Here is a 25,776-nt window from a genome sequence, read left to right on the forward strand (position 1 = left end):
ATGCCGCCCTTCTAGTGTCTTTTATCGTTGTTATTCGTGAACGTCATATTTTTCGTCAAGCTTGTTCATGCTGTACACGTAGGCCCAGATGAGGATGACGAAAATAAAGATGGAGCCTTGCTGTGCAAACCAGAAACCCAGCGGAAAGCCGAAGAACTGGATTGCATCAAGCTGATCAACTAACAGAATGCCAAAACCGTAGGAGGCGACGAACCAGATCACCAGGTAAACACTGATAATACCCAGGTTTTCACGCCAGTAGGCCTTGGCCTTTTCAGGACTTAGAGACATAGCACCATTCCTTTATTGTTGTTCTCGGGATTTAATAAAATCAGGACAGATTTAATCTAGCAGAGCGGTATGGATTAAAAATCCCCGACTTTAGTCCAATCCGGCCCTGAAAAAGCCCAGCCCCACGCCGCTACGAATGGCTGCAGCGCCCGCCATACGGGGCGTTTAGCTCAGAAAAACATTTAGCGATCCCGGTGCAGGGCAACAGGTTATACAATAGTCGTACGGAAAAGCTCTGCCCAAAGGCAGAGACTGTAAGGATCAACGCGGAGTCAGCATCGCCTATGTTTTCTGGCTGGACAATAATACTGATTTCACTGGCCTATCTAGGCCTGCTTTTCGCCATTGCCTATTATGGCGACAGCACCCGCAAGGGGCGCTCCTATGCAGCCAACCCGGTTATCTACTCCCTCTCGCTGGCGGTGTACTGTTCGTCCTGGACCTTTTACGGTGCTGTAGGTCGGGCCGCCTCCAGTGGCTGGGAGTTTCTGGCCACCTACCTCGGCCCCGTCCTGGTGTTTATCTTCGGCTGGCGCATCCTGGAAAAGATGATTCTGGTGAGCAAGGAGCAGAATATCACCTCCATTGCCGACTTCGTTTCATCCCGCTACGGCAAGAGCCAGAGCCTGGCTGTGCTGGTCACGCTGATCGCGGTGCTGGGCACCATTCCCTATATCGCCCTGCAGCTCAAGGCCGTGGCCATCAGCTACGATGCCCTGGCACCAGCGGCCAGCGATGCCCTGAGCAAGGGGAACGATACCGCCCTGTTCGTGGCGCTGCTGATGGCGGTCTTCGCCATCCTGTTCGGTACCCGTCACATCGATGCCACCGAGCACCACGAGGGCATGGTACTGGCGGTGGCGTTCGAGTCCATCATCAAGCTCACCGCCTTTATTTCCGTGGGCCTGTTCGTCACCTTCAATGTGTTTGAAGGCCTAGACGACATGCTGTTCAACCTGGCCAACCAGCTGAGTTACAACGAAAACTTCGGCAGCTTGCTGAAAGGCAGCTTCCTCACTGAAACCCTGCTGGCCTGCGGTGCGGTACTCTGCCTGCCGCGCCAGTTCCACGTCACCATCGTCGAAAATACCGATGTTGCCAACCTGCGCACCGCACGCTGGCTTTTCCCCCTTTACCTGGTGGCGCTGGCGGCTTTCGTGCTGCCCATCTCGGTCGCGGGCTTCATGGTGTTCGGCAGCCAGAGCCTGGACACCGATACCTTTGTGCTGATGCTGCCACTGGCCGCGGACTACAAGGCGCTGGCGACCCTGGCCTTTATCGGTGGCCTGTCGGCCTCCACCAGCATGGTCATCGTTGCCAGCGTGACCCTCGCCACCATGGTGTGCAACGACATCGTCATGCCGTTGCTGCTGCGTACGCCGCGTCTCAAACTGGCCGAAAACAAGGACCTCGGCGGCCTGTTGCTGCAGGTCAGGCGCATCACCATTGTGTGCCTGCTGCTGCTGGCCTACTTCTACTACCGTATCCTGGGGGACCGGGGCTCCCTCGCCTCCTTTGGCCTGCTGGCCTTTGTCGCCGCCATTCAGTTTTTGCCGGCCATCCTCGGCGGCATCTACTGGAAACGTGGCGCCCGCTACGGCGCCCTGGCGGGGCTGGCCGGCGGTTTCAGCCTGTGGATTTACACCCTGGTGATTCCGACGCTGATCGACGCCAGCCTGATGTCCGATACCCTGCTGCCCGCCGTGGCGGCGGCCGGCGGCTGGCTTGCCCCCACAGACCTGCTGGGGCTGCGCAGCAGCCTGGGGCTCGACCCGCTGACCCACGGCGTGATCTGGAGCCTGGCCGTCAATTTGGGGCTCTATGTGCTGGTATCACACTACAGCGGCTCACGCCTGGTGGACCGGATCCAGGCCAGCGCCTTTGTGGATGTCTACAGCAAGGAGCTGCAGGACCCGTCACGCCATTACAGCCAGGTCACCGTGGGCGACCTGCAGATTCTTGCCGAACGCTTCCTGGGGGCTGCGCGGGTTCAGCAGGCCTTTGCCGGTTTTGCCAGCCAGCACAGCGAAAAGCCGCCACTGTCCGGTGACAAGGCGACGCCGCAGCTGGTGCAGTTCACCGAACGCCTGCTGGCCGGCGCCATCGGCGCCTCATCGGCCCGCATCGTGCTGGCCTCGGTTTTGCGCGGCAAGGAAATGCAGATCGGCGATGTCGTCACCATCGTCGATGAAGCCTCCAAGGCACTGCGTTTCAACCGCTCGCTGCTCCAGTCCACCATCGAGCATGTCACCCAGGGCATCAGCGTGGTCGACCAGCAGCTGCGCCTGGTCGCCTGGAACCGACGCTACCTGGAGATGTTCAAGTACCCCGAGGGCCTGATCTGCGTCGGCCGCCCCATCGAGGAAATCTTTCGCTACAACGCCCAGCAGGGAGAATATGGCCCAGGGGATATCGAAGAGCTGGTGACGCAACGCATGAACAGCCAGGTGAGCCATGCACCCCACCTGTACGAGCGCCACCGTCCCGATGGCACCGTGCTGGAAATTCTCGGCAACCCCATGCCCAATGGCGGTTTCGTGACGACCTATGCCGATATCACCAACCACAAGCGCACCGAGGCTGCGCTGCGCGAAAGCGAACAGAACGTGCGTACCTATACCGATAACGTGCCCATCCTGATCGCCTACCTGGACCCGCAGCGGCGCTTCCTGTTCGTCAACAAGGCCTACGCCGATGCCTTTGGCATCGACCGCCATCATGTTCAGGGGCTGGCTTACGAGGCGGTCCTCAGCAAGGCTGTAGCCAGCAGCCGCAATCACTATATCGAGCAGGTACTGCACGGCCAGCGGGTGCGGTTCGAGTCCGTCATGCCGAGCCAGATACCCACCGACTCACCCCGCTACGCCGAGGTGACCTATATCCCCCACTTCGACGGGGAACACCAGGTGGTGGGCTATTTCACCCTCTACCAGGACATTACCGAGCGACGCATTGCCGAAATGGCGCTCAAGGAAACCAACGAAACCCTGGAAGAGCGCGTGCGCGACCGCACCCAGGCGCTCTCGACGGTCAACCGGGAACTGCGCAAGGAAAACACCATTCGCGCCCTGATCGAGGACGAACTGCGCCAGGCCAAGGCCGAGGCGGAAGCGGCCAATCTCGGCAAGACACGTTTCCTCGCTGCAGCCAGCCATGACCTGCTGCAGCCGCTCAACGCCGCACGCCTGTTCACCTCCGCCCTGGCACAGCAAAGCCATGACCAGAGTACCCACCAACTGGTGGAGAACCTCGACTCCTCTCTCAAGGCGGCGGAAGAACTGATTACCACCCTGCTCGACATTTCCAAGCTCGATGCCGGCGCCCTGGTCGCCAATGTCACCGACTTCAGCATCAGCACCATGCTGACCAACCTCAGTACCGAGTTCAGCCTGCTGGCGGCGGAAAAGCAGCTGCAGCTGCACTGGTGCAATTCGCAGCAGGTGGTCGCATCCGACCAGGCACTGCTGCGGCGCATCCTGCAGAACTTTCTCTCCAACGCCATTCGCTATACCCAGCACGGCAAGGTGCTGCTGGGTTGCCGGCGCCGGGGCGACCGGCTGCGGATCGAGGTCTGGGATACCGGCGTTGGCATTGCGCCGGACAAGCTCGGCGAGGTGTTCGAGGAGTTCAAGCGCATCGACAACCCGCGCCACAGCCAGGTAAAAGGCCTGGGGCTCGGCCTTGCCATCACCGAGCGCATCGCCCGCATCCTGGGACACCCGATAGACGTACGCTCCTGGCCCGGCAAGGGCACGACCTTCAGTATTGAAGTCCCCTTCGGCGATCCGGCCAAAGCCATCCGGCACAAGACAGAACAGCGCGGCTGGATACGCAGCAAGGGTCTGAACGGCGTGCGGGTACTGGTGATCGACAACGAACCCAAGATTCTGGAAGGTATGCGGGCGCTGCTGCAGGGCTGGTCCTGCGAGACCCTGACGGCGCTGTCGGTGGAAGAGGTGAAAAACCAGCTCAATGGCACGGACTTCGAGCCGGACATCATCCTGGCCGACTTCCACCTGGGAGAAACCTATACCGGCCTGATGGCGCTTGAAGCCATGCAGCCGCTGTGGTCCAAACCCGTGCCGGCGGTCATTATCACCGCCGATCGTACCGACAGCGTCAGCGAGGAAATTGCCCGCCAGGGCGCCCAGCGACTCAGCAAGCCCATCAAGCCCGCCGCCCTGCGCGCCATGATCAACAAGCTGATTGCCGGCGAGAAAGGGGAGAAGCAAGCTGACAGCTTTAAGCCGTAAGCTTTAAGCGTAAAGCTGCCGACTTACCCATTACCAGTCTTCGTGATTATGAGAGCAGGCTCAAGGGGCAAGGTAAAAGGTGCAAGGGAGAGAAGAACACGCTGCGGATTTTGGAAATGATACCGGGGTGCAGTCGTAGAGGTGATCCGCCAATCCACCAATCCACCAATCACCAATTACCAATTACCAATTACCAGTCTTCGTGATTCGTGATTCGTGATTCGTGATTAGAGCTTTCAGCCGTAAGCTTAAAGCTGTTAGCTTACGGCTTACGGCTTACGGCTTACCAATCACCAATGACTAATTACCAATAACGAATTACCAATAACTAATAACGAACGGCCACCAACTACTTCAGTTCAGTCTTGGGCGGTTCCACACCCAGGCGCTGTGCGGCGATCACGGCCTGGGTACGGCTGTTGACCCCAAGCTTGCGTAATATGGCCGTTACATGGGCCTTGATCGTGGCCTCGGAAACGCTCAGCTCGTAGGCGATCTGCTTGTTCAGCAGGCCTTCGGTCAGCATGGTGAGTACGCGGAACTGCTGCGGTGTCAGCGAGACCAGCGCCAGGGCAAACTGCTGATCTTCCGGCGGCACCTGATCGAAGCTGTCGGCAATTTCCTGCGGCAGCCACTCCTCACCCTGCAGCACCGCCGTGATGGCTTCGGAAATCACCTCCAGCGGTGCCGATTTGGGTATAAAGCCGGAAGCACCGTACTCGATAGCCCGCTGCATGACATGCGCCTCTTCACTGCCGGAGACCACCACCACCGGAATGCCCGGATTCTGTCCGCGCAGGAAAACCAGGCCCGAGAAACCACTGGCACCCGGCATATGAATATCCAGCAATACCAGATCGGCATCGCTGTGCGTGTCCACCGCTTCCTGCACCGCCGCCAGCGTATCGGCCTCAACGATTTCCACCCCCGGCACAGCCTGCAAGACTGCCTGTTTCAGTGCCGCCCGAAACAGCGGATGGTCATCGGCGATGATGATTTTTTGCGCTAACTGCATGCGGTATCTCCCTAGTGCGCGCCCGTAACCGGGCTCTTATTATACGCCACGCCTGCGACTTCCCGCCTGCCAGCCACTCAGGGGGCCATAACAGCGGTATCGGCACGCCGGCTTTTGCACCTGCGGTACGAGCCTGACTTTAAAGGCAAAATGCCTCCACGGCCAGAGGCCGGGAGGCATTTATGCAGGTGAAATGCTGTTTTCAAACCGCAAACCCCGGCGGCTTTCACCGGGGCTGGCAGGCTCAGGCCTTGCGGTTGAGCCGGTTCTCGATCAGATCGTCCACCACGGACGGGTCGGCCAGGGTTGAGGTATCCCCAAGGCTGCCGTAATCGTCTTCGGCGATCTTGCGGAGAATCCGGCGCATGATCTTGCCGGAACGCGTTTTGGGCATGCCCGGTGCGAACTGGATCAGGTCCGGCGAGGCGATGGGACCGATCTCCGAGCGCACCCAGGTACGCAGCTCCTTGAGCAGTTCATCGGAAGCATCGAAGCCCGACTGCAGCGTGACATAAACATAGATCCCCTGCCCCTTGAGGTTGTGGGGATACCCCACCACCGCGGCTTCCGCCACCGCCGGGTGCGCCACCAGGGCGGATTCCACCTCGGCCGTTCCCATGCGATGACCGGAGACGTTGATCACGTCATCGACGCGACCGGTGATCCAGTAGTAGCCATCGGCATCGCGCCGGGCGCCATCGCCGGTGGTGTAATAGCCCTTGAAGGTACTGAAGTAGGTCTGCGAGAAGCGCTCGTGATCACCCCAGATAGAGCGGCTCTGGCCCGGCCAGGAGTCCTTGATCACCAGGTTGCCATCCACGGCCCCTTCCAGCTCGTTGCCCTCGTTGTCCACCAGCGCAGGCTGCACACCGAAGAACGGGCGGGTGGCGGAGCCGGGCTTGGTATCGGTGGCACCCGGCAGCGGAGTAATCATGATGCCGCCGGTTTCGGTCTGCCACCAGGTATCAACGATGGGACAGCTGTCCTTGCCGACAACGCGGTTATACCACTCCCAGGCTTCGGGATTGATGGGCTCACCCACCGACCCCAGCAGGCGCAGGCTCGACAGGTCGGCATTGCCCAGCACGTCCTCACCCTGCTGCATCAGCGCACGGATTGCCGTGGGGGCGGTGTAGAACTGGTTAACCCTGTGCTTCTCGATAACGCGGCCAAAGCGGCTGCTGTCGGGATAGTTCGGCACCCCCTCGAACATCAGGGTGGTGGCGCCATTGGCCAGCGGGCCATAGACAATATAGCTGTGACCGGTGACCCAGCCGACATCAGCGGTGCACCAGTAGATATCACCTGGCTTGTAGTCGAACACATACTCATGGGTCATGGCGGCATAGACCAGGTAACCCCCGGTGGTGTGCTTGAGCCCCTTGGGTTTGCCGGTCGAGCCGGAGGTGTACAGGATAAACAGCGGATCTTCCGCCTGCACCGGTTCCGCCTCGCACTGCGCCGAGGCCGCCGCGGTGATGTCGTGATACCAGACATCGCGGGTGTCATCCCAGGCCAGGTCATCGCCGGTACGGCGTACCACGACCACGCTCTTGACCAGGCTGGCCGCGGCGGGATCGGTCAGGGCCTTGTCAACGTTGGCCTTGAGCGGTACGACCTTGCCACCACGCAGGGAGAAATCGGAGGTGATAACGACCTTGGATTGCGCCCCGTCGATGCGGTTCGCCAGGGCTTCGGGCGAGAAGCCGCCGAACACCACCGAATGCACGGCCCCGATGCGGGCACAGGCCAGCATGGCCACGGCGGCTTCCGGGATCATCGGCATGTACAGCGTCACCACATCGCCTTTCTTCACGCCCTGGTCGCGCAGCGCACTGGCCAGGCGGCAGACGCGACCATGCAGGTCGCGGTAGCTGATATGTTCGGATTCGCTCGGGTCGTCCCCTTCCCAGATAATCGCCGTCTGGTCGCCGCGGGTTTCGAGATGACGATCCAGGCAGTTGTAGGAGGCGTTCAGGGTACCGTCTTCGAACCAGCGGATATCCACGTTATGCAGATCAAAGGAGGTGTTCTTCACCTTGCTGTAAGGCGTGAACCAGTCGAGCCGCTTGCCCTGCTCGCCCCAGAAGGCATCGGGGTCGTTGACGGACTGGTCATACATTGCCTGGTATCTGGCGTTATCGATGTGCGCCTTGGCCGCGAAGGCCGGATTAACCGGGTGTAGCTTGATATCACTCATGGAAGTGCCCTTAATATTGCTTGTTTTAATTAGGAGATCCTGGACGCGTGCAGCACGCAGAAAACGGATCTATGGCGTAGTGTTATACAGACTTCACGGCCGCGCCCTGAATTAGACATTGGTATATCGCCGCCGGCAAAGCCGAGGCCCTGCGGCAAACTCCAGCGCCCGGCCGGTTGGCATCAACTCACGCGCGGCGGGGCCTGTAGCGCATCCGGCCCCTGCGCACTCCTCTGCCAACCATAGTACTAAAAGACGACGCCGGCATGCCCCAAAAGCGCAATACCGGTGAATACCCGGCAAGGGCCCTACTCCGTCAATGAAAAGCCGCTCTCACGCATGCGCGCCAGCTTGTAGCGCAGCGTACGCGGGCTGATTCCCAGCCGCTCGGCGGCATCCTTGCGACTGCCACCGGCCTGCTGCAGTGCCTCCACAATCAGCTGAAATTCGTGCTGGCGCAGATCTGAGCCCAGCTGGCCGGCGTCCTCCCCATCCTCCGCTCCCTCACCCGGCACAACACCGGGCTGCAGCTGAGCCTGGGCAAACTGGCTGACACTGATAGCCCCCGGCGCCAGGTGCAGATCGGCGGCCAGAATGCGGGTACCCGTTTGCAGAATCAGCGCCCGCTGCATGACGTTGTCCAACTCGCGCACGTTGCCCGGCCAGCCATGGGCCAGCAACTGCTGGCGCGCCGCGGGACAGAGGCTCGCGGGCGGGCGGTGCATCTTGCTGCAGTGCTTGGCCAGCAGACGCTCGGCCAGGGGCAGCACATCCCCCGCGCGTTCGCGCAGCGGCAGCCACTGCAGCGGAAAGACATTCAGGCGGTAATACAGGTCTTCGCGAAAGCGGCCCTCGGCGACAAAGGCCTCCAGCGCCCGGTTGCTGGTCGCCAGCACCCGCACATCGAGCTTTACCGCCTTGCGCCCACCGATACGTTCCACTTCCTGCTCCTGCAGCACGCGCAGCAGCTTGGCCTGCAGCCCCAGGTCCATTTCGCTGATCTCATCCAGCAGCAGGGTGCCGCCGTTGGCCTGTTCGAACTTGCCGGCATGGCTGCTGTAGGCGCCGGTAAAGGCCCCTTTCTCATGGCCGAACAGCGTGGCCTCGAGCATGTTCTCCGGGATGGCTGCACAGTTGATGGCCACAAAGGGCTGGTCGCTGCGGGCGGAATGCTGATGAATGTATTGCGCCAGCACTTCCTTGCCGGTACCGGACTCACCGGTGATCAGTACGGTGGAATCCGTTTCAGCCACGCGCCTGGCCAGCTGCAGCAACTGCCGACTGGCGGCGTCCTCGGCGATGGGGGGCTCGAACGCCGACACACCGGCGGCACCGGCGTGCAGCCTGAGGGTTTCGATCAGCTGCTCGGGCTCGAAGGGCTTCATCAGGTAATCCACGGCGCCGGCACGAATGGCCTCCACCGCTTTTTGCACCTGCCCAAAGGCGGTGATCAGCACCACCGGCAAGCAGGGGTGGGACTGCTGCAGGCGCGCCAGCAGGCCGTGGCCGTCGAGCCCCGGCATGTTAACATCGCTGACCACGATATCCACCGCCGCCTGCTTGAGCCGCTCCAGCGCCTGCAGGCCGTCGCTGGCCTCCAGGTACTCGAATCCCGCCAGCGCCAGGGTATCGGCCAGCGCCTCGCGCAGGGCCTCGTCATCTTCGACTATCAGTACCTTGATTCCCATTGATTCCCTGGTGTCCTTGTATCAATTGCGAAACGGGGGGGCTTGCCGGTGCGGTTCGTTACACTCACCGACAGCCTACACACCGGAATGATCTGTAGGGTGCTGGTAAGCGAAGCGCACCGCACCGTTTCACGTCAAAAACGGTAACAGCAATGCCGCCCGGGTGCCTTGCCCCGGCGCCGAATCGAGCTCGAAACTGCCATGGTGTGCCCTTGCCACCACCTGGGCCACCGCCAGCCCAAGGCCGGTACCATGGGACTTGGTGGTGTAGAACGGCTGCATGGCCTGGGCCCGGGTCTGCGCATCCATACCGGGGCCCTGATCAATCACCTCCAGGCGCAGGTAGGCACCATCAAGGCTTGCGCGAATGGCCAGGGTGGTACCCGCGCCACAGGCCTGCAGGGCATTATCCACCAGGTTTTGCAGGGCACCGAGCAGGGTTTCCCGGTTGCACTGTAGCCAGAGCCCCGGCGCCTCGTTGTGACAGTCACAGTCTGCATCCTGGCTGGAAAGCGGCGCATCGAGCATGTCCTCGATGGCACTGAACAGCTCTTCAGTGCTGATGCGATCATCCAGGCGGGTTTCCCCCCGGGCAAACACCAGCATATCCCGCACCTGCTGTTCCAGGTTCACCAGCCGCGACTTCACCTTGGAGGCAAAGCGCAGCCGCTGGCTGTCCTCCAGCTGCGCACGGCCAAGGTGCGAGGTATACAGCAGTGCGGCCGAGAGCGGCGTGCGAATCTGGTGTGCCAGGGACGCCATCATGCGGCCCATCTCCGACAGCCGCTGGTAATGAGACAGCCGAGTTTGCAGCAGCCGTGTTTCGGTCTGGTTGGTCAGCAACACCAGCTGACCGGGCTCGTTGTCCATGGCACGGGTCGCCAGGTGCACCCGCCGCCCATCCCGCAACGACACTTCGTGACCGTCATCGCTGCGCGGCGCAAAGCTGCGCCGGATAATGTCGATCCAGAGTTGACCCTGCAACGGTTCCCCCAGCAGATCCCGCGCCGCCGGGTTCGCCTCGGCGACAAGGCCCGCGCTGTCAATCAGGATCACGCCGGCGGGCAGCAGGTCGAGCAGCTTGCGCATGCGCTCGGCAAGACCGGCGTTGTGTTCCAGCTCGCCGTCACGGGCCGCCCGTTCAAGTGCCAGTGCGTTGCGGGCATCACGCAGCTGCGCTTCCAGCTCGGCGATGCGTTCGCTGCTTGCCGGGCTCATTTGCGCGAGATTCCGTATTTGCGCATTTTTTCCACCAGCGTGGTACGCCGTATTTGCAGCAGATCCGCCGAACGGGCCACCACGTTGTCACAGCTGTCCAGCGCCTGTTCAATCAGGCGCTGCTCGATACTCTCTAGATGGCCTTTCAGATCGACGCCGGCAGAAGGCAGGCGAGCCAGGTCCTCGGGGGGACCAGGCGGTACTGTATCCGCCGTATCGGGATCGGTACCCGCCATCGCCGCCGTGCGGTAACGCTCGGGGTTGGGCTCGTCGACCAGGCGAAATTTTTCCGGCAGTTCAGACACCCCCACCACCGTATCGGGGTGCATGATCGCCAGGCGCTCCACCAGGTTGGCCAGCTCGCGAATATTGCCGGGCCAGGCGTACCGCCTGAGAGACTCTATGGCGGCGGGGTGGAACATCAGCTGGCCAAAACCCTGCTGGCTCAGGCGCCCGGACAGCGCATTGATCAGCGGTTCGATATCGTCGCTGCGCTCGCGCAGGGCCGGCAGCTCGATGGGAAACACGTTCAGGCGGTAATAGAGGTCTTCACGAAACAGGCCCTCGGCGATCATCTGCTCCAGGTTCTTGTGCGTCGCGGCCAGGATGCGCACGTCCACATCCAGCGTCTTGCTGCCACCCACGCGCTCGAACTGGCGTTCCTGCAGCACGCGCAGCAGCTTGACCTGCATGGGCAGGGGCATGTCGCCAATTTCATCCAGGAAGAGGGTACCGCCCTGGGCCAGCTCAAAGCGCCCGGTACGGTTGGAGATCGCACCGGTAAAGGCGCCCTTTTCGTGGCCAAAGAGTTCGCTTTCGAGCAGTTCCGCCGGAATGGCGCCACAGTTCACCGGCACGAAAGGCCCCTTGCGGCGCCCGGAATGATCGTGCAGGCTGCGCGCCACCACTTCCTTGCCGGTACCCGACTCACCGGTGATGAGCACGCTGACATCCCGCTCGGCCACCTGGGCCATGATGCGCCGCACCTGCAACAGCGACTCGCTGCCGCCTACCAGGTCCGGAAAGAGGCCGGCCTTGTCGCCATGCCCGCCACCACACTGCCGGCGGTAGATCAGCGCGGCATGCAGCAGGTCCGCCAGGGCGCTGTAGTTCGGTACCGGCGCAAGCGTGCCCACCAGCATGGCCTGCAACTCGTCCGCCAGGGAGGCCTGATCGCTCCAGTCCGCCAACAGGATCACCGGCATGGCGCCGTCCTGGGTACGCAGTTCGGTGAGCAACTTGGCCAGGGACAACGGCAGGCGACACTCACCGAGCAGAATCACCGAGCACTGCAGCGGCGCATCGCCCCGTTGCAGCCAGGAGACAAAGTCCGTTGCCTGGCACTGCAGGCCAACAAACGCCAGCGCCTGCACAAAACGCTCGCGCCGCGGTGCATCGTCTTCGATCAGCTGTATCTGAACACCTGGCAGCATCATCCTTCGCCGGCACCTGAAATTCTTGATAGTCAAATTTATGACATTCGGCCCAGGGGCACAACCGTGCCAGTCACATATTTTTGACACTCGATGCCCGCATACCAGGAAACGGCAGAAAAGCGGAAAGCGTTCAATCACTCCTCACAAATAAAAAAGCGCCACTGGCGGGCGCTTTTTCAGCTCATGTTCTGCCGTTAAGCCAGCATTATTCTTCGCAATTTTCCTAAACAGCCGGAACCGAGGTGGTGTGATGCTCGGATACCGCGATCTGTGACCAGCCTTCGGCTATCTGCGACAACAGGCCCCGGACTTCACGCACCTTGCTTTCGTCATTGTCGCGATTGGCCTCATAAAGACAGCGCACCATATAGTCATACAGCCGATCCAGATTGGCGGATAACTCACCGCCGGCTTCATGATTCAGGGTCCCTTTGAGGTTCATGACGATATCGGTTGCCTTGTTGAGCTGCAGGGTACGCAGGCCGATATCCTTGCGTTCTATGGCCCCCGCAGCCTTGGCCAGCGCTTCCTGGGCCCCGCCCAGCAGCATGGTAATCAGATGATGGGGCGTTGCGGATTCAATGCTGGCTCGCAGGTCGACACTTTTATACTGTTTAAGCGCGTTTATATTCATGCTCGGCTCTTTGTCGAATAGGTTGGGCAACGTCGATCATGTTGCCATTGTGCCACGGCAAATCCAATGTGCCACGCTGAATCAAAACCGACTCTGTGCCAGGCCGGGATGTGCAAGCGGGCAACAGCGTTCGCGGGCGGCTGCATTAATCTTTCGCCGTGTACGGCAGGCGATCGAGAATGCCTTCCAGCGAATCGCCGGTTGAATTCAGGCTGCTGATTATCTGCTCCATTGCCAGGAACTGGGCGGACAGCCGCGCTTCGTATTTTTCGATGCGCCGGTCAAGGTCTTCCCGGTCATCGGATATATCGTCCAGCCGATCATTCAGGCTCGTTTCCCGGCTCGCAATAGGCCCGGAACTGGCCAGGAATTCGTTGATAAGATTATTCATGCCGCCCGCAAAACCACGGGAGAAACCGATCTCGAACGCCCCCTGGGCGGCCGCGCCAGGACTGATGCTGAGGTTCAGCCCATAGGCACCCGAGCTCAGGTCGGGTAGCAGCACCTCGCCGGCACCAAAGCCGGCAACGCCATTGATCGTGCCCGCCACATCCTTGCCAGCGGTACCCGTGAGCGCGGTGTCGATGCCAAGCTGGCCAATATCGGCGCCAGCCAGGCTGAAGGAAACCTTCGAGCTGCTGCCATAATCGCGGGAGGTAAAGGTAAAGGCATCGGTGCCGCTATCGTAGCTGACATCGACCGCCGCCCTGGCGCCAGCGAGCTTGGCATCGCCGTTGATCAGTGACTGCAGCTCGGCCCTCAGCTCCTCGACGGTCGAATAGGTGCCCGTCAGGCTGATCGTATCGGACTCGGTGCCATTAACCTTGATCTTGAAGCTGTAGTCGCCCGGTGAGGTGTCCAGTGATGGCACAAAAGCATCGCTGCCAGCGTCAAAACCCGTTGCCGTCACACTATTGCCGCCAACAAGTCCCTTGGCCGGATCCTGGGTGATCAGTACATCGTAACTGCCGGCAACGGTACTGGACGCCCGGGTCCCGACACCGACCTCAACGTAACTGTTGCTGGAGCTCGTCTTGCGGGCGAACAGGGTTTCGACCAGTTCAAAATTGCCACTCAGCGCCGACTCGAACTCGGTCTCGTTGATCGACAGCGTACCGTCGAGCTCCGTGCGGATACCCAGATTGGCCAGGGCGGTAAAGCCGGACTCGATCCCGGGCACCGTCGCCCCGATCATGCTGCGCAACTGGCGCATCACCGTTTTGGCGGTGGCGTCGGTGGAGAGATCACCCTTGACGGTATTATTGTCTTCATCCGTGCTGTAACCGGTGAGGTTACCGGCGGTTTCGTACAGCGTGTTGTATGCCTCGACAAAGTCACGGATGGCCTGTTCGGCCACGGCCTTGTCGGCATCGACACTGAAGGTGATTTTCTCGCCGGCACTGCTTTTATTCAGCGTGAAGTCGAACCCGGCGATCACATCGTCGATGGTGTTGCTGTCGCGCTTGACGCTCAGGCCATTGACCTTCAGTTCGGCATCGCTGGCCTGCTGGGTCTCGGTCACGCCGGAAAAGTTTGCCGCCGTAAACTCGAAATCCGCGAGAGACGCATCACTGGCACTAATCTGCAGTGCATTGTCGGCACCGGACGGCGCCGTGAGCATCAGCTGGTACTGATCATCGACACGCAGCACCGACGCCTGAATGCCGGAATCGCTGGCGTTGATTTTCTCGGCGATACTCTGCAGCGAATCACTGGCGTCAACCTCGATACTCAGCGCAGCCCGGTCATCATTGACCTGGAAGCTGTCAGGCTCATCCGCGACGTTGTAGCTCCACTGGCCGAACTGGATACTCAGCTCACCCGTAGCCCCAATAGCCGCGTTCTGATCCGCGGTCGCCCCCATCGCCAGCGACTGCGCACGCGCCACATCCACCACCTCGATCTGGTAGGTCCCCGTCTGGGCGCCGGCAGCCAGCGAATTGGGCGTAATCACATCGGTGTCGGGAAAGGCAACAGAGCGCGCATTGAAGGTATCGTTATTGGCCAGCGGCGAGATAACGTCCTGGAACCCGGACATGGCACTCTTCAGGGTGCCGTAGGCGGAAATCTGTGCCTGCAGCGTTTCCTGTTTGGAATCGAGCCGGTTCTGAGTGGGTGCACGTTCCGCTTCAACCAGCTGAGACACCAGGTTGGCGGTATCGAGACCCGACCCCGCGCCAAGCAAAGAAATAATGTTGGCCATGTCCGCCTCAATCAGTTGAAAGGTTGACTAGTTAGCCCGTATCGCCGGGCCCTGTCCAGCGCCGCCGGGCATCAGGCCTTTTGATCAAAAATAAGCCCGATCATGCCCTCGATGTGCTCGGCAAACTTCAGCGCCTCTTCCGTAGGCATCTGGCGTATCACTTCCTGGGTTTCGACGTCCATCACCTTGACGACCAGCTTGTCGGTGGAACCGTCCACCGAGAAGTTCAGCGAGCGCTGCCCCCCGGCCTGCATCAGCTCGTTGAGCTTGTCCACGGCGGCCTGCAGCTTTTCGGCCGAGGCCTCGGCGATGACCGCCGAGTCTGCAGCATCCGCCTGCGATTTAACCACTCCGGCAGGTTGACCCGGCGCAATGCCCCGGGATGAGGGTTCCGCACTGGGCGTTCCCTTCGCCATGGGTGGCGATATCATGTTACTGGCTTCGATACTCATATCCTTATATCCCATGCTCAAAAGGCCGCCCCCGCGGGACAGCCTTTTATCTGGATCAAATCAGGCTCGGTTCAGCGCTTACTGCAGCAGCGACAGCACCTGCTGGGGCGCGGCATTGGCCTGGGCCAGCATCGCAGTACCGGCCTGCTGCAGTACCTGGGCACGGGACAGTGCCGCAGATTCCGCTGCAAAGTCGGCATCCTCGATCCGCGAACGGGCCGCCGAGGCGTTTTCCGAGATATTCGACAGGTTGTTGATGGTGAAATCCAGCCGGTTGCTGATCGCACCGAGGTCACCGCGGCTTGAGTTGATGGTATCCAGGGCATTGTCGATTGCGCCAATGGCTTTCTGGGCGCCGGCAACTGTAGAAATGTCGATGCTGGACAGCGCCGTGCCATTAACCGTGCCGCTCAGGTCGGTATTCATATCACTAAGCCCGGTTGCAGTGGCACCGTTTGCAGTAACATCAATGCTGATAGGCTTGTCATTTGCTGAATCGAGTTTGATTCGTGCGTTTAATGTAACAGAGTCATTAGCACCATCGGAATTCGAGTCACTGGCGAATGTAATCCCCAGCCGCGCTGCTGTCGCCGCTCCGTTTTCCTGACCCATCTCAATTGTAATGGCAGAATTCCCAGAAAGCTGCAATTGCCCGTTGTCATCAATTGAGGCCGTGACTCCAGTATTACCACTAGCTCCATTAATATCCGCAATCGCCGCATCAATGTCATCTAGATCTATATTTGCAACCTCATACCCATTAATTTTTATAGAACCATCATCAGCGCCTAGCGTTGTAGCACCGGTTGTTGCATCCAATGCTGGCATACCTGTACCCAGATCTCCTGAGTCACCGTTGTTGGCTCCAGTAAAGGTGAAGGCAGTGTCAGACGAAAGGGTCAGATAACCGCTGTTATCCACCGATGCTGTAACACCCGTATTTGCCGTTTCACCATTTATCACTGCTGCTAGTGCCTCTACTGTACTACTAGCTGTCAACGCAGCGATACCAGTCAACTCAACACCATTTAATTTCAAATCTGCATCAGCAGCAATAGACGCAATAGCTGTCATGTCGGGAGCCGCAGTTGCCGTCACCGTATGCTGAACCTTTGCCAAATTAACCGCAAAAGAGCTCTGTGCAACAGTTGCTGCTGTGACACCTGTATCATCACTAACCGCGTTTATGTTCGCAACTTTCTCAGCCAAAGTATTAACTGTTCCCCCATCTGCAGCCACTGCGGATATCGAAACACCATTAATCTTAAGGTCATTAACCGCCAAGACGGTATCCTGCTCCCCTGATGGTGATAATTCCTCACCAATGACTACACCCTGCCCTTCCACACGGCGGAAGCCCAATGATTCGAGATCTGCATCCGTACCATTCGCACCAGTAGTAACAGTAATTGCAGAACCATCATCGGACGACATAGCAATACTGCCTAGCTGCGAGTCAGTGTCCGTGAAACCTGTGGCATTCCCAACGGGTGTATTATCCACATCATCGATCGTGATTGTACCACCGGTGGTGTTGGACAGCACCAAGCGCCCATTGTCGGCATTGATACTGGCGGTTACCGCACCACCAGTCGTGCTGTTGATAAGGTCGACCATTTCGTCCAGATTGGAAGAAGTAATACCATCAGCAGCGGTACCAGAACCAACTTGATAAACTACCGCATCCGAACCATTGGTCGATCCCACGGTAATCGTGAAGGAGTCACCGGCAGTCAGCACGCCGGTCGCGTTTGCCCCCGCCTCCATAACGTTAAAAGCGGTTGCAGTAACGCCCTCAACATTAGAATTGATATTACTCAGCAAGTCGTCAATATTCTTTGTAGTCGAATCATGGGCATCCAGTGCTGAACCGTTAATCAACACGTCACCGTCCTGAATATCAATAGCGGTCATCACGGCACCGGAGAGGTCAGCAGACTGAGATCCCAAGCCCAGAGTCGAAGAATCCATCGCCTGGATGCTCATTTCAATGGTCTGGTTCGCCTGGGCGCCGACCTGTAGTTTGACCGATCCCAGTGAACCATCCAGAATATTCTGACCGTTGAAAGAGGTGGTCGAGGCAATGCGATCCAGCTCCTGTACCAGCTGCTGCACCTCGGCATTCAGGGTGGCGCGGTTACCCTCGGAGTAGGTGCCGCTGGAGGACTGGATGGACAGCTCACGCATGCGCTGCAGGATATTGGTGGACTCGTCCAGCGCACCCTCGGCGGTCTGGATCAGGGAGATACCGTCGTTGGCGTTACGCACCGCCTGGTTCAGGCCACGCACTTCCGAGGTCAGGCGGCTGGAGATGGCAAGACCCGCGGCATCGTCGGCCGCCGAGTTGATGCGCTTGCCGCTGCTCAGGCGTTCCATCGAGGTGTTCAGGTCGTTCTGCGACGCCGTCAGGTTGCGCTGAGCATTCAGCGACATGATGTTGGAATTGATTACCATTGCCATGAGTGTTGCTCCTCAGTTTTACTGGCAGCCCAGTCTGACAGGCTGTTGTGTTCTTAAGGCCGATCCGGGGAATCGCGTCTCCAGCCCTTCTGCGTTTAGCTATCGGCGATACCCCGGATAGCTTTAGTCTTTTTTGACCCGGGCCGCCGTCAACATCGCGTTGCCTTCTATTAACGGCAGGTTCAAACTGAACATGAGGATTTTTTCCAGGGACCCGCGATGAACCCATCCAGAGAGATTGCCGAGCAGCTGCTCAAGGCCACCGACGCACTCCTTGCGCGGGCACGCAGCGAAGACTTCGAGAACCTGGCGCCGCTCCAGCACACGCGCGCGACGCTTATCGAGCAGCTGGACCACTCGCTTGGGAGCAAGCTGTCCGTGACCGAAGCCACCGAGCTTGCCGAGATTCTGCAACAGGTGCGCAGCCTTGAGGACGACACCCAGGCCCTCCTGCAGTCCCGCAAAAAGACCCTGCTCGATGAGCACCACAAGCTCAAAAAAGGCCAGCGCGCGCAAAAAGCCTACGGCAACATGGGGTAAAGGCACGATACCCGTAGGGTGGAGTGAGCCGGCGCCTTTTATTATGTGAAAGCACCATTCGAAAGCGCTACTGCCGGGTGCAACCGCCGCGGTAGCGGGTAAACGCCACGTTCGCTGCGGTAAAGGTGCGATTCGCTGCGCTTATCAGCACCCTACGGTGCACTGCCGCGCATCCCGGGGGATGGCGGATTATTGCACTGCGGTGCTTTTCCCGTAGGGTGGAATGAGCCTGCGAATTCCACCATTCGTTCGAAAGCGCCGCTGCCCGGAGCAACCGCAGAGGTCTCGCTGATTCGCTGCGGTAAACGGTGCGATTCGCTGCGCTCATCAGCACCCTACGGTGCACTGCCGCGCATCCCGGGGGATGGCGGATTATTGCACTGCGGTGCTTTACCCGTAGGGTGGAATGAGCCTGCGCCTTTTATTATGTGAAAGCACCATTCGAAAGCACCGCTGCCCGGAGCAACCGCAGAGGTCTCGCTGATTCGCTGCGGTAAAGGTGCGATTCGCTGCGCTCATCAGCACCCTACGAAGCATTACGGAAAATGCCGAGAACAGGAGGACACGGATGTCCAATTACCGACGGGCCTGGCACCCCGGTGGCTGCTACTTTTTTACCGTCAACCTGCAACGCCGCCACAATGACCTGCTGGTCCGATACATCGATAACCTGCGCGAGGCCGTGCGACATGTACGGAACCGACACCCGTTCGTTATTCATGGCTGGGTGGTTCTGCCGGACCACCTGCACTGCCTGATCGAATTGCCGATCGGGGATTGCGACTATGCAATCCGCTGGTCTCTGATCAAAAGCCGCTTCAGCCGCAGTATCCCGCCATTCGAACGACGCTCGCGCAGCCAGTCCCGGCGCGGCGAACGCGGCATCTGGCAACGCCGGTACCGGGAACATGCAATCCGCAGTGAGCAGGACTATCGGGCGCATCTGGACTATATCCACATCAACCCGCTCAAGCATGGTCTGGTTGAGCGCGTATCGGCCTGGCCGTACTCGACCTTCCACCGCTGTGTCGCCGAGGGACTCTATGACGAAGACTGGGCCGATGATGGCCAGGCTCGCCGGCTGTCCTATGACGACTAAAGGTAAGAATGGAGTGACATTGAGGTGCGGCTTGGTAACAGGTGCGGCTTGGTAAACGGTGCGATTCGCTGCGCTCATCAGCACCCTACGGCGCACGGCCATTCGACGCGGTGGCAATGAGCCTGCGCTTGTCTATATGTGAAAGCACCACACCCGCGAATTTCACCGAAACCGCCGCGGATAATGTATGCACATGCGTGAACGGTGCGATCCGGTAAACGGTGCGATTCGCTGCGCTCATCAGCACCCTACGGGGTGCCACCCGGCGCCGCTGCCGCAAGGACAGTAAGTTACCGGATGTAATCGAACAGGCTCATACCGCTTATCTTGCTGAAACTGGCGTAGGCGGCTTCCAGCGTGGTCTGCTGCAATGTCAAGCGGCTGATGGCCTCGTTGTAGTCCAGGTCCTGGAATGACGACAGCGTTTCCTGGGTATAGAGCTTGTAGTCGTCGTTCACCAGCTGTTGCTGCTCCAGTGCATTCATGCGCGCACCAATGGTAGTGGTAGCACGGATATTGACATCCTCTGCAGCCTGCAGAGCGTCGAGAGTACGCGCCAGCAGAGCATTGAACTGCTGCTTTCCAGCCTCGGTACTGGTATCGGATTCTTTCAGGCCATTGCTCAAGTCCAGCGCAAAATTCAGAATATTATCCCGCTCAAGCGGGCTGCCAACTTCGGCCGTGAAGGTATTGCCGCTGCCCGGCGCTGGCAGGTTTCCGACCGTCAGGTCCACACCGTTAAAGCTCACCAGGTCATCAGTGGCCACGGTAACCCCCGTTGTCGTCAGGTTCACCGCAGGCACATCCTGCGAAAATACATCCGTGCCATCGGCAGACGCCACCGTCAGCAGGCCAGTATCGTCAATACTGATGGTAAATGGCGACGCGCCGCTGCTGCTGGCCGGCTGGAAAGCATCCAGGTCAGCAACTGCCAGGCTTGCAATGGCACCTGATGAATTACTACCCAGGGTCGGCACCGCCACCGTTTCGAACAGCTGGGCGCCCGAATCAGTGGAGGCGATACGGTTATCCGGGCCTATCTGGACAAAGCGCTGCTCGGCATCGCCGTTAAACAGGTAGCGCTGGGTCGCATCGTCAAAGCTGTAGGCCTGCTGGTCACCCTGGAAACCGGAGAACAGGTATTCACCCTGTACATCCTTGGTATTCATCAGCCCCTGCATCTGGTTGATGATGCCGTCCACTTCGGCGGCCAGGGCCGTGCGGTTCTGCGCGTTCAGCACCGGGCTGCCCGCCTGGATGGTAATTTCCCGCAGCCGCACGATGCTGTTGAACATCCCGTCCAGGGTGCTTTCTTCCAAACTGAGGCGTCGGTCCGCCGTATCGATACTGGTCTGGAACTGGTCGGTGCGGGCGATTTCCTGCTCCAGCTTGATTATCTGGCTGGCAGCCAGTGGATCGTCCGAGGGCTGCAGCACGCGCTTGCCGGTGGCGATTTGTTCCTGGGTCCTGATCAGTTCGCTGTTGGCCCGGCTCAGGTTGTCGACGTTGTTAAGAAAAACTTGCTGGGTTGAGATTCGCATTCCATATCGCTCCTAACAGGCCTAGATGGCGGCCAGCAGTGAGTCAAAAATCGTCTGGGAGGCCGCTATCAGTCGCGCCGACGCCTGGTAGGCCTGCTGATACTGCACCAGCCTGGCCGCTTCCTCATCGAGGTTAACGCCGGTAAGGCTGGATTTGGTTTGCAGGTTGGCATCCAGTACCGCTTTGCTGGACTGGGTGGTGATCTGGGCGGTGGCGGTAACGCTGCCGACGCGCTCGAGCTGGCGACCGTACTGGTCCTGGTAGGCGCTGCCATCCACCAGCTTGGCAAACTGCAGCTCGGCCATGGCCAGGGCATTGCGGTTATTGGATACGCCGCCGGCACTGTCCGCCAGCGCCAGCCCGCGCCCGCTGTTCAGTTCCAGCGCAAACTCCGAAGCGCCACTGCGGGTAGGCTGGATTTCAAACTTGTCACCCTTGAGAAAGCGCCCGCTGGAGTCCAGCTCCATGCGAAAGCCGTCGACCTGCAGCGTCAGGCTGCCGCTGGCGGCATCGAAGTAAAATTCCTGGTTGGCATCCACGTCCGTGTCAGCGATTTCGCTCGTGAGCTGATTGCTGTTCCAGCGCACGCCATCGCTCAGGCGCGTGACGGTAAAGCTGCTGTCGGTATTGAACACCAGTTCGTAGGCTGACGCCTTGAGTGTACCGGTATCGACAATGTTGACCCTGGACGTTGTGCTCGTCGCGTTGTGGCTGCTCGCCAGCACCCGGTCGGTTGTCACCTGGCTGGCGTTGATATCGGCAAACAGACGCAGGCCGGCATTGCCGTCCAGGTCCAGCCCCTGGGCCTGCTGCTGATTCATACTGTCGGCGAACACCATGGCCAGACGCCCCATTTCATCCTGTGTCTGGTACAGCACATCGGCGCGGTAATCCAGCAGGCCACCCACCTGGCCGCCACTGAGCTGAGCCGTGACATCACTGCGACTGCTGCCGACCTGCAGCGCGATATTGCGCTGACTGGCATCCGTGCTGTCCTGTACCGTCAGGAGCCGGCTGGCACTGATGCCCACCACCAGGGGCTCGCCGTTGCCGATGAAAATACTCACCTCGCCATTGGGCTCGGGCACGGTGGAGAAACCGATATAGCCTGCCAGGGATTCCATCAGCCGGTCGCGCTCATCCAGCATCTCGTTGGTCGAGGCACCGGAGGCTGTGGCCAGACGCACCTGGTCGTTAATCTTGGCCAGGTTCTGGCCGATACTGTTGATCTGGGCGACAGAGTTTTCGATCTGGCCGTTGATGGTATCGCCCTGGCGCACAAGGCTGGCATCCAGGTCCTGGAAGCGGCGCACCAGGGCATCGGCCTGGGCCAGAAATAGCTCGCGGTTGGCCAGGTTGCTCGGATCATCCACCGCTCCCTGCAGGGCGCCAAAATAGTCATCCATGGCCTTGGACACACTGGAAACATCGGAGGCCAGCAGGTTGTCGAGCTGGTTGGCCAGCTGTTCAAAGGCCAGGGCACTGTTGTAGGCCGAGGTATCGGACATGATCTGGCCGGTCAGGAAATCATTGGCCATGCGCTGCACATCGCGCACTTCGACGCCGCCCAGGTTGTCCCGCGAGGCGAGATCCGCCCGCTGCATCGAGTAGCCCGGCGTGTTGACGTTGGCAATATTCTGCCCGACCACCGACAGCGCGCTAGTATTGCTCTGCAACGCCTGGGTACCGAGGCTCAACAGGTTGAAACTGGACATTGACTCTCTCCCTCGCGGCGCCAGACAGGACGCGCCGACCTAGATTCTTAGCGGCCAGCCGCGGTTATTCTTGAGCTGAATCTGCTCGCGCCTGCAACAGCAGTTCACTGTCGAAGATACGGTTTATTTTCTGGGCATAGGCCGGATCCGTAGCGTAGCCGGCGGCCTGCAGCTCCTGCAGGTAGGCCCTGGGGTCGGCGGCCTGCTCCAGCGCCTGGCGGTAACGGGGGTTCTGCTGCAGGAAGCCGACATAGTCCTCAAAACTCTGCTCGAACGAGCCGTAGGCACGAAACGCCGCGGCTTCGCGCACCGCCACACCGCCCCGGTATTCCAGCGTACTGACGCCCACCCGCTCCCCCTGCCAGCTGCTGTCAGCCTTGATATTGAACAGGTTGCGGCTGTTGCGCCCGCTGCTGTCCTGGGTGATGTGCCGGCCCCAGCCGGTTTCCAGTGCCGCCTGGGCCACCAGCACCTTGGGATCAACACCGATTTGCGGCGCCATCCGTTGTGCCAGCGGCAACAGGGTCGCGACGAAATCAGCCGGGCTATCAAAAGCCACGGGCTCGGCACCGGCGTCCGCTGCACCGCCTGGCGCCGCCTCGGACGCAGCTACGGCAGACGGGCCCTCAACCGGGCCAGGAGAGCTGACATGGGGGGGCAGCTCCGAAGCCTCCGCCTCCCTGGCACCCTGGCGCTGCAACAGTGCCGCCAGCTCGCTGCCGCCACCCAGGGCGCGCTTGAGCATGCGTTCGGACTCATCCAGCGGGCGCAGGTCCGCCTTGTCACGCTCGGTATCCGGCATATTCAGCTGCTGACCCAGTTGCTTGACCAGCACCTCGGCCAGGCCCATGCCCTTGCCGGTGGAGAGCTCCAGCGTCATCTGCTGATCAAGCATGTCCTGGTAGAACTTCACATCGCCGCTGTTGAACGGGCTGTCTTCGGCCAGGGATGCGTTGGCCTCGCGCATGCTCTTGAGCATCATGCTCATGAACATCTGCTCGAACTGCTTGGCCACCTGGGCCAGCGCTTCGGGACCGTCATTTTTGGCATCGCGCTTGAGCTGCGTCAGCTGGGTGAGATCGGTATAAACCTGCGCCTTGCTGCCAAGGCCGTTACTGCGCTCCATCAGGCCCTCCCCTTGCTTGCTGGCAAAGTACGCCGCTCGCCATAACCAGTCATATCACCACCAGCTCGGCCCGCAGGGCACCGGCCTGCTTCAGCGCTTCGAGAATCGCCATCAGGTCCCCCGGCGCCGCGCCCACCTGGTTCACCGCCGCCACGATATCCTGCAACGAGGTGCCGGGCGTGAACTCGAACATGTGGCCCGACTCCTCGTCCACCTCGATGCCGGTGCGCGGTGTCACCACGGTCGCACCCCCGCTGAGGGCGTCGGGCTGATTGACATCAAAGGCCTCGGTAATGGATACCGTCATGCCGCCGTGGGTGATCGCCACCGGCGAAATACGCACGTTCTGGCCGATAATGATGGTGCCGGTACGGGAATTGATAATGACCTTGGCGACTTCCTGGGCGGGCTGCACCTCCAGGTTCTCCAGTACTGACATATAGGACACCCGCTGTGACGGGTCCCGCGGCGCACGCACCTGGATGGAGGTGGAATCCATCGCCGTGGCCATGTCCGGGCCCAGCAGACCATTGATCTGTTCCGCCACGCGCCGGGCGGTGGTGAAATCGCCGTTGTGCAGATTCAGTATCATGCTGTCGCTCTGGGCGAAGGCGCTGGGCACGGCACGCTCAACCGAGGCGCCATTGGGGATGCGGCCAACACTGGGCACGTTCACCGACAGGCGCGAACCATCCCGCCCTTCGGCGCCAAAACCGGACACCACCAGGTTACCCTGGGCGATGGCGTAGACGTTGCCGTCCGCGCCCTTGAGCGGTGACATCAGCAGGCTGCCGCCGCGCAGGCTCTTGGCATCGCCGATGGCGGACACCGTAATATCGATGGTCTGGCCGGGCTTGGCAAAGGCCGGCAGCTCGGCGTGAATCGCCACCGCGGCAATGTTCTTCGACGAGGGGTTCTGATTGGCCGGCAGGATCACGCCGAAGTTGGTCAGCATGTTGCGAAAGGTCTGGGAGGTAAAGCTGGTCTTGTCGCCGGTGCCATCAAGCCCCACCACCAGGCCGTAGCCCACCAGCTGGTTGCTGCGTACGCCCTGTACCGAAGCGATATCCTTCAGCCGCTCCGCCTGGGCCGATGCCACCAGCAGACACAGCAGCACGCCGGCAAAGCCCTGACTCATCATGCGTTTGAACATTCGCTGCACTCCCCTAAAGCCGCTAAAACAGCCAGAACGGGCTGATAAAGAATTTTCCCAGCCAGCCCATGACGTTGGAATCATGCACGGCGCCTGTACCGCTGTAAGCAATGCGCGCATCGGCCAGCTTGGTGGACGATACGGTATTGTCGGCCGAGACATCCCGCGCCCGTACCATGCCGCTGACACGAATGTACTCATCGCCCTGGTTCAGCGTCAGCCACTTCTCGCCCTTCACCAGCAACAGGCCATTGGGGCGTACCTCGTGCACCGTTACCGTAATGCTGCCGCTCAGGCTGTTACTCATGTCCGATGTGCCCTCGCTGGCAAAGGCACTGTCACTCTGGGCCGACAGGCTGAGCGGGCTGCCAAAGGCGCTGAGGCCACGGCCAAACAGTTCCGGCTGCGGCAGGTTGATCTGGTTGCTCTTGTCGACATCGGTCGAGGCCGACTTGGATGATTGCGTGCTTTCCGACAGCAACACCGTGATCACATCGCCGACGCGCAGTGCCCGGCCATCGCCGTAGAGGTTCACGCTGGTGGCCGCCTGATAGATAGAGCCGTTGGCCGGCGGCACCGTCTCGTAGGACTGCGGCGGGATGGGCGCGAAATACGGATTGTCCGGCTTCGGCACCTTGGTGACGCAGCCGCCGAGCAGCAGCACCAATGCCGCCAACACAAGCCTGCGTGCCATCATCATAACGTCTGTCATTGCCTGCACCTCATCGACTGCATCGCTCACCTTGCCTCC

18 protein-coding genes are annotated in these 25,776 nt (G+C 60.2%); 3 read left to right on the plus strand and 15 right to left on the minus strand.

Annotated elements, in window-relative coordinates; genetic code table 11:
• Positions 1–30: 30 nt before the first annotated feature.
• Positions 31–291, minus strand: a complete 261-nt coding sequence (locus KDW95_RS12030) for a DUF4212 domain-containing protein (protein WP_255852045.1) — start codon at positions 289–291, stop codon at positions 31–33.
• A gap of 284 nt (positions 292–575) precedes the next feature.
• Here KDW95_RS12030 and KDW95_RS12035 point away from each other — a divergent pair, with 284 nt between their 5' ends.
• Positions 576–4,544, plus strand: coding sequence for a hybrid sensor histidine kinase/response regulator (locus KDW95_RS12035; protein WP_255852046.1), 3,969 nt, complete (start codon positions 576–578; stop codon positions 4,542–4,544).
• A 349-nt stretch (positions 4,545–4,893) separates the two neighbouring features.
• Here KDW95_RS12035 and KDW95_RS12040 read toward each other — a convergent pair whose 3' ends face one another.
• The 9 genes from KDW95_RS12040 to KDW95_RS23505 form a co-directional block, all read right to left on the minus strand.
• Positions 4,894–5,559, minus strand: a complete 666-nt coding sequence (locus KDW95_RS12040; protein WP_255852047.1) for a response regulator transcription factor — start codon at positions 5,557–5,559, stop codon at positions 4,894–4,896.
• Positions 5,560–5,803: 244 nt separating this feature from the next.
• The gene (gene acs / locus KDW95_RS12045) at positions 5,804–7,759 is read right to left on the minus strand and encodes an acetate--CoA ligase (protein WP_255852048.1); all 1,956 of its coding nucleotides are present in this window, start codon (positions 7,757–7,759) and stop codon (positions 5,804–5,806) included.
• Positions 7,760–8,067: 308 nt separating this feature from the next.
• A complete protein-coding gene (locus KDW95_RS12050; protein ID WP_255852049.1) occupies positions 8,068–9,447 on the minus strand; it encodes a sigma-54-dependent transcriptional regulator in 1,380 nt (459 codons plus the stop codon).
• A 129-nt stretch (positions 9,448–9,576) separates the two neighbouring features.
• Positions 9,577–10,665, minus strand: coding sequence for a sensor histidine kinase (locus KDW95_RS12055; RefSeq protein ID WP_255852050.1), 1,089 nt, complete (start codon positions 10,663–10,665; stop codon positions 9,577–9,579).
• Positions 10,662–12,101 (minus strand): sigma-54 dependent transcriptional regulator, encoded by a 1,440-nt coding sequence (locus KDW95_RS12060; RefSeq protein WP_304941549.1) that lies wholly within the window; start codon positions 12,099–12,101, stop codon positions 10,662–10,664. Before KDW95_RS12060 ends, KDW95_RS12055 begins: the two co-directional genes overlap by 4 nt.
• A 223-nt stretch (positions 12,102–12,324) precedes the next feature.
• The gene (gene fliS / locus KDW95_RS12065) at positions 12,325–12,735 is read right to left on the minus strand and encodes a flagellar export chaperone FliS (RefSeq protein WP_255852051.1); all 411 of its coding nucleotides are present in this window, start codon (positions 12,733–12,735) and stop codon (positions 12,325–12,327) included.
• 145 nt (positions 12,736–12,880) lie between these two features.
• The gene (gene fliD / locus KDW95_RS12070; RefSeq protein ID WP_255852052.1) at positions 12,881–14,938 is read right to left on the minus strand and encodes a flagellar filament capping protein FliD; all 2,058 of its coding nucleotides are present in this window, start codon (positions 14,936–14,938) and stop codon (positions 12,881–12,883) included.
• Between the two features lie 71 nt (positions 14,939–15,009).
• Positions 15,010–15,390, minus strand: a complete 381-nt coding sequence (locus KDW95_RS12075) for a flagellar protein FlaG (RefSeq protein ID WP_255852053.1) — start codon at positions 15,388–15,390, stop codon at positions 15,010–15,012.
• 78 nt (positions 15,391–15,468) lie between these two features.
• Positions 15,469–17,850 carry a flagellin N-terminal helical domain-containing protein gene (locus KDW95_RS23505; RefSeq protein WP_304941550.1) on the minus strand — a complete coding sequence of 794 codons (2,382 nt, stop codon included), beginning with the start codon at positions 17,848–17,850 and terminating at the stop codon, positions 15,469–15,471.
• A 219-nt stretch (positions 17,851–18,069) separates the two neighbouring features.
• Between KDW95_RS23505 and KDW95_RS12090 the strand changes: the two genes are divergently transcribed.
• Complete coding sequence (locus KDW95_RS12090; RefSeq protein WP_255852054.1) at positions 18,070–18,390, plus strand: flagellar protein FliT; 321 nt, start codon at positions 18,070–18,072, stop codon at positions 18,388–18,390.
• A 568-nt stretch (positions 18,391–18,958) separates the two neighbouring features.
• Complete coding sequence (locus tag KDW95_RS12095) at positions 18,959–19,489, plus strand: REP-associated tyrosine transposase (RefSeq protein ID WP_255852055.1); 531 nt, start codon at positions 18,959–18,961, stop codon at positions 19,487–19,489.
• Between the two features lie 290 nt (positions 19,490–19,779).
• Here KDW95_RS12095 and flgL read toward each other — a convergent pair whose 3' ends face one another.
• The 5 genes from flgL to flgH form a co-directional block, all read right to left on the minus strand.
• Positions 19,780–21,030: a flagellar hook-associated protein FlgL gene (gene flgL / locus KDW95_RS12100; protein WP_255852056.1), complete on the minus strand. Its 1,251-nt coding sequence runs from the start codon at positions 21,028–21,030 to the stop codon at positions 19,780–19,782.
• Positions 21,031–21,051: 21 nt separating this feature from the next.
• On the minus strand, positions 21,052–22,746 hold the full coding sequence (gene flgK, locus KDW95_RS12105; RefSeq protein ID WP_255852057.1) for a flagellar hook-associated protein FlgK: 1,695 nt from the start codon (positions 22,744–22,746) through the stop codon (positions 21,052–21,054).
• A 64-nt stretch (positions 22,747–22,810) separates the two neighbouring features.
• Positions 22,811–23,872, minus strand: coding sequence for a flagellar assembly peptidoglycan hydrolase FlgJ (gene flgJ, locus KDW95_RS12110; protein ID WP_255852058.1), 1,062 nt, complete (start codon positions 23,870–23,872; stop codon positions 22,811–22,813).
• A gap of 49 nt (positions 23,873–23,921) precedes the next feature.
• Positions 23,922–25,025 carry a flagellar basal body P-ring protein FlgI gene (locus tag KDW95_RS12115; RefSeq protein WP_304941551.1) on the minus strand — a complete coding sequence of 368 codons (1,104 nt, stop codon included), beginning with the start codon at positions 25,023–25,025 and terminating at the stop codon, positions 23,922–23,924.
• Between the two features lie 22 nt (positions 25,026–25,047).
• Positions 25,048–25,767, minus strand: coding sequence for a flagellar basal body L-ring protein FlgH (gene flgH / locus KDW95_RS12120; protein ID WP_370646626.1), 720 nt, complete (start codon positions 25,765–25,767; stop codon positions 25,048–25,050).
• Positions 25,768–25,776: the final 9 nt, after the last annotated feature.

Source organism: Marinobacterium rhizophilum (assembly GCF_024397915.1).
Classification (GTDB): Bacteria; Pseudomonadota; Gammaproteobacteria; order Pseudomonadales; family Balneatricaceae; genus Marinobacterium_A; species Marinobacterium_A rhizophilum_A.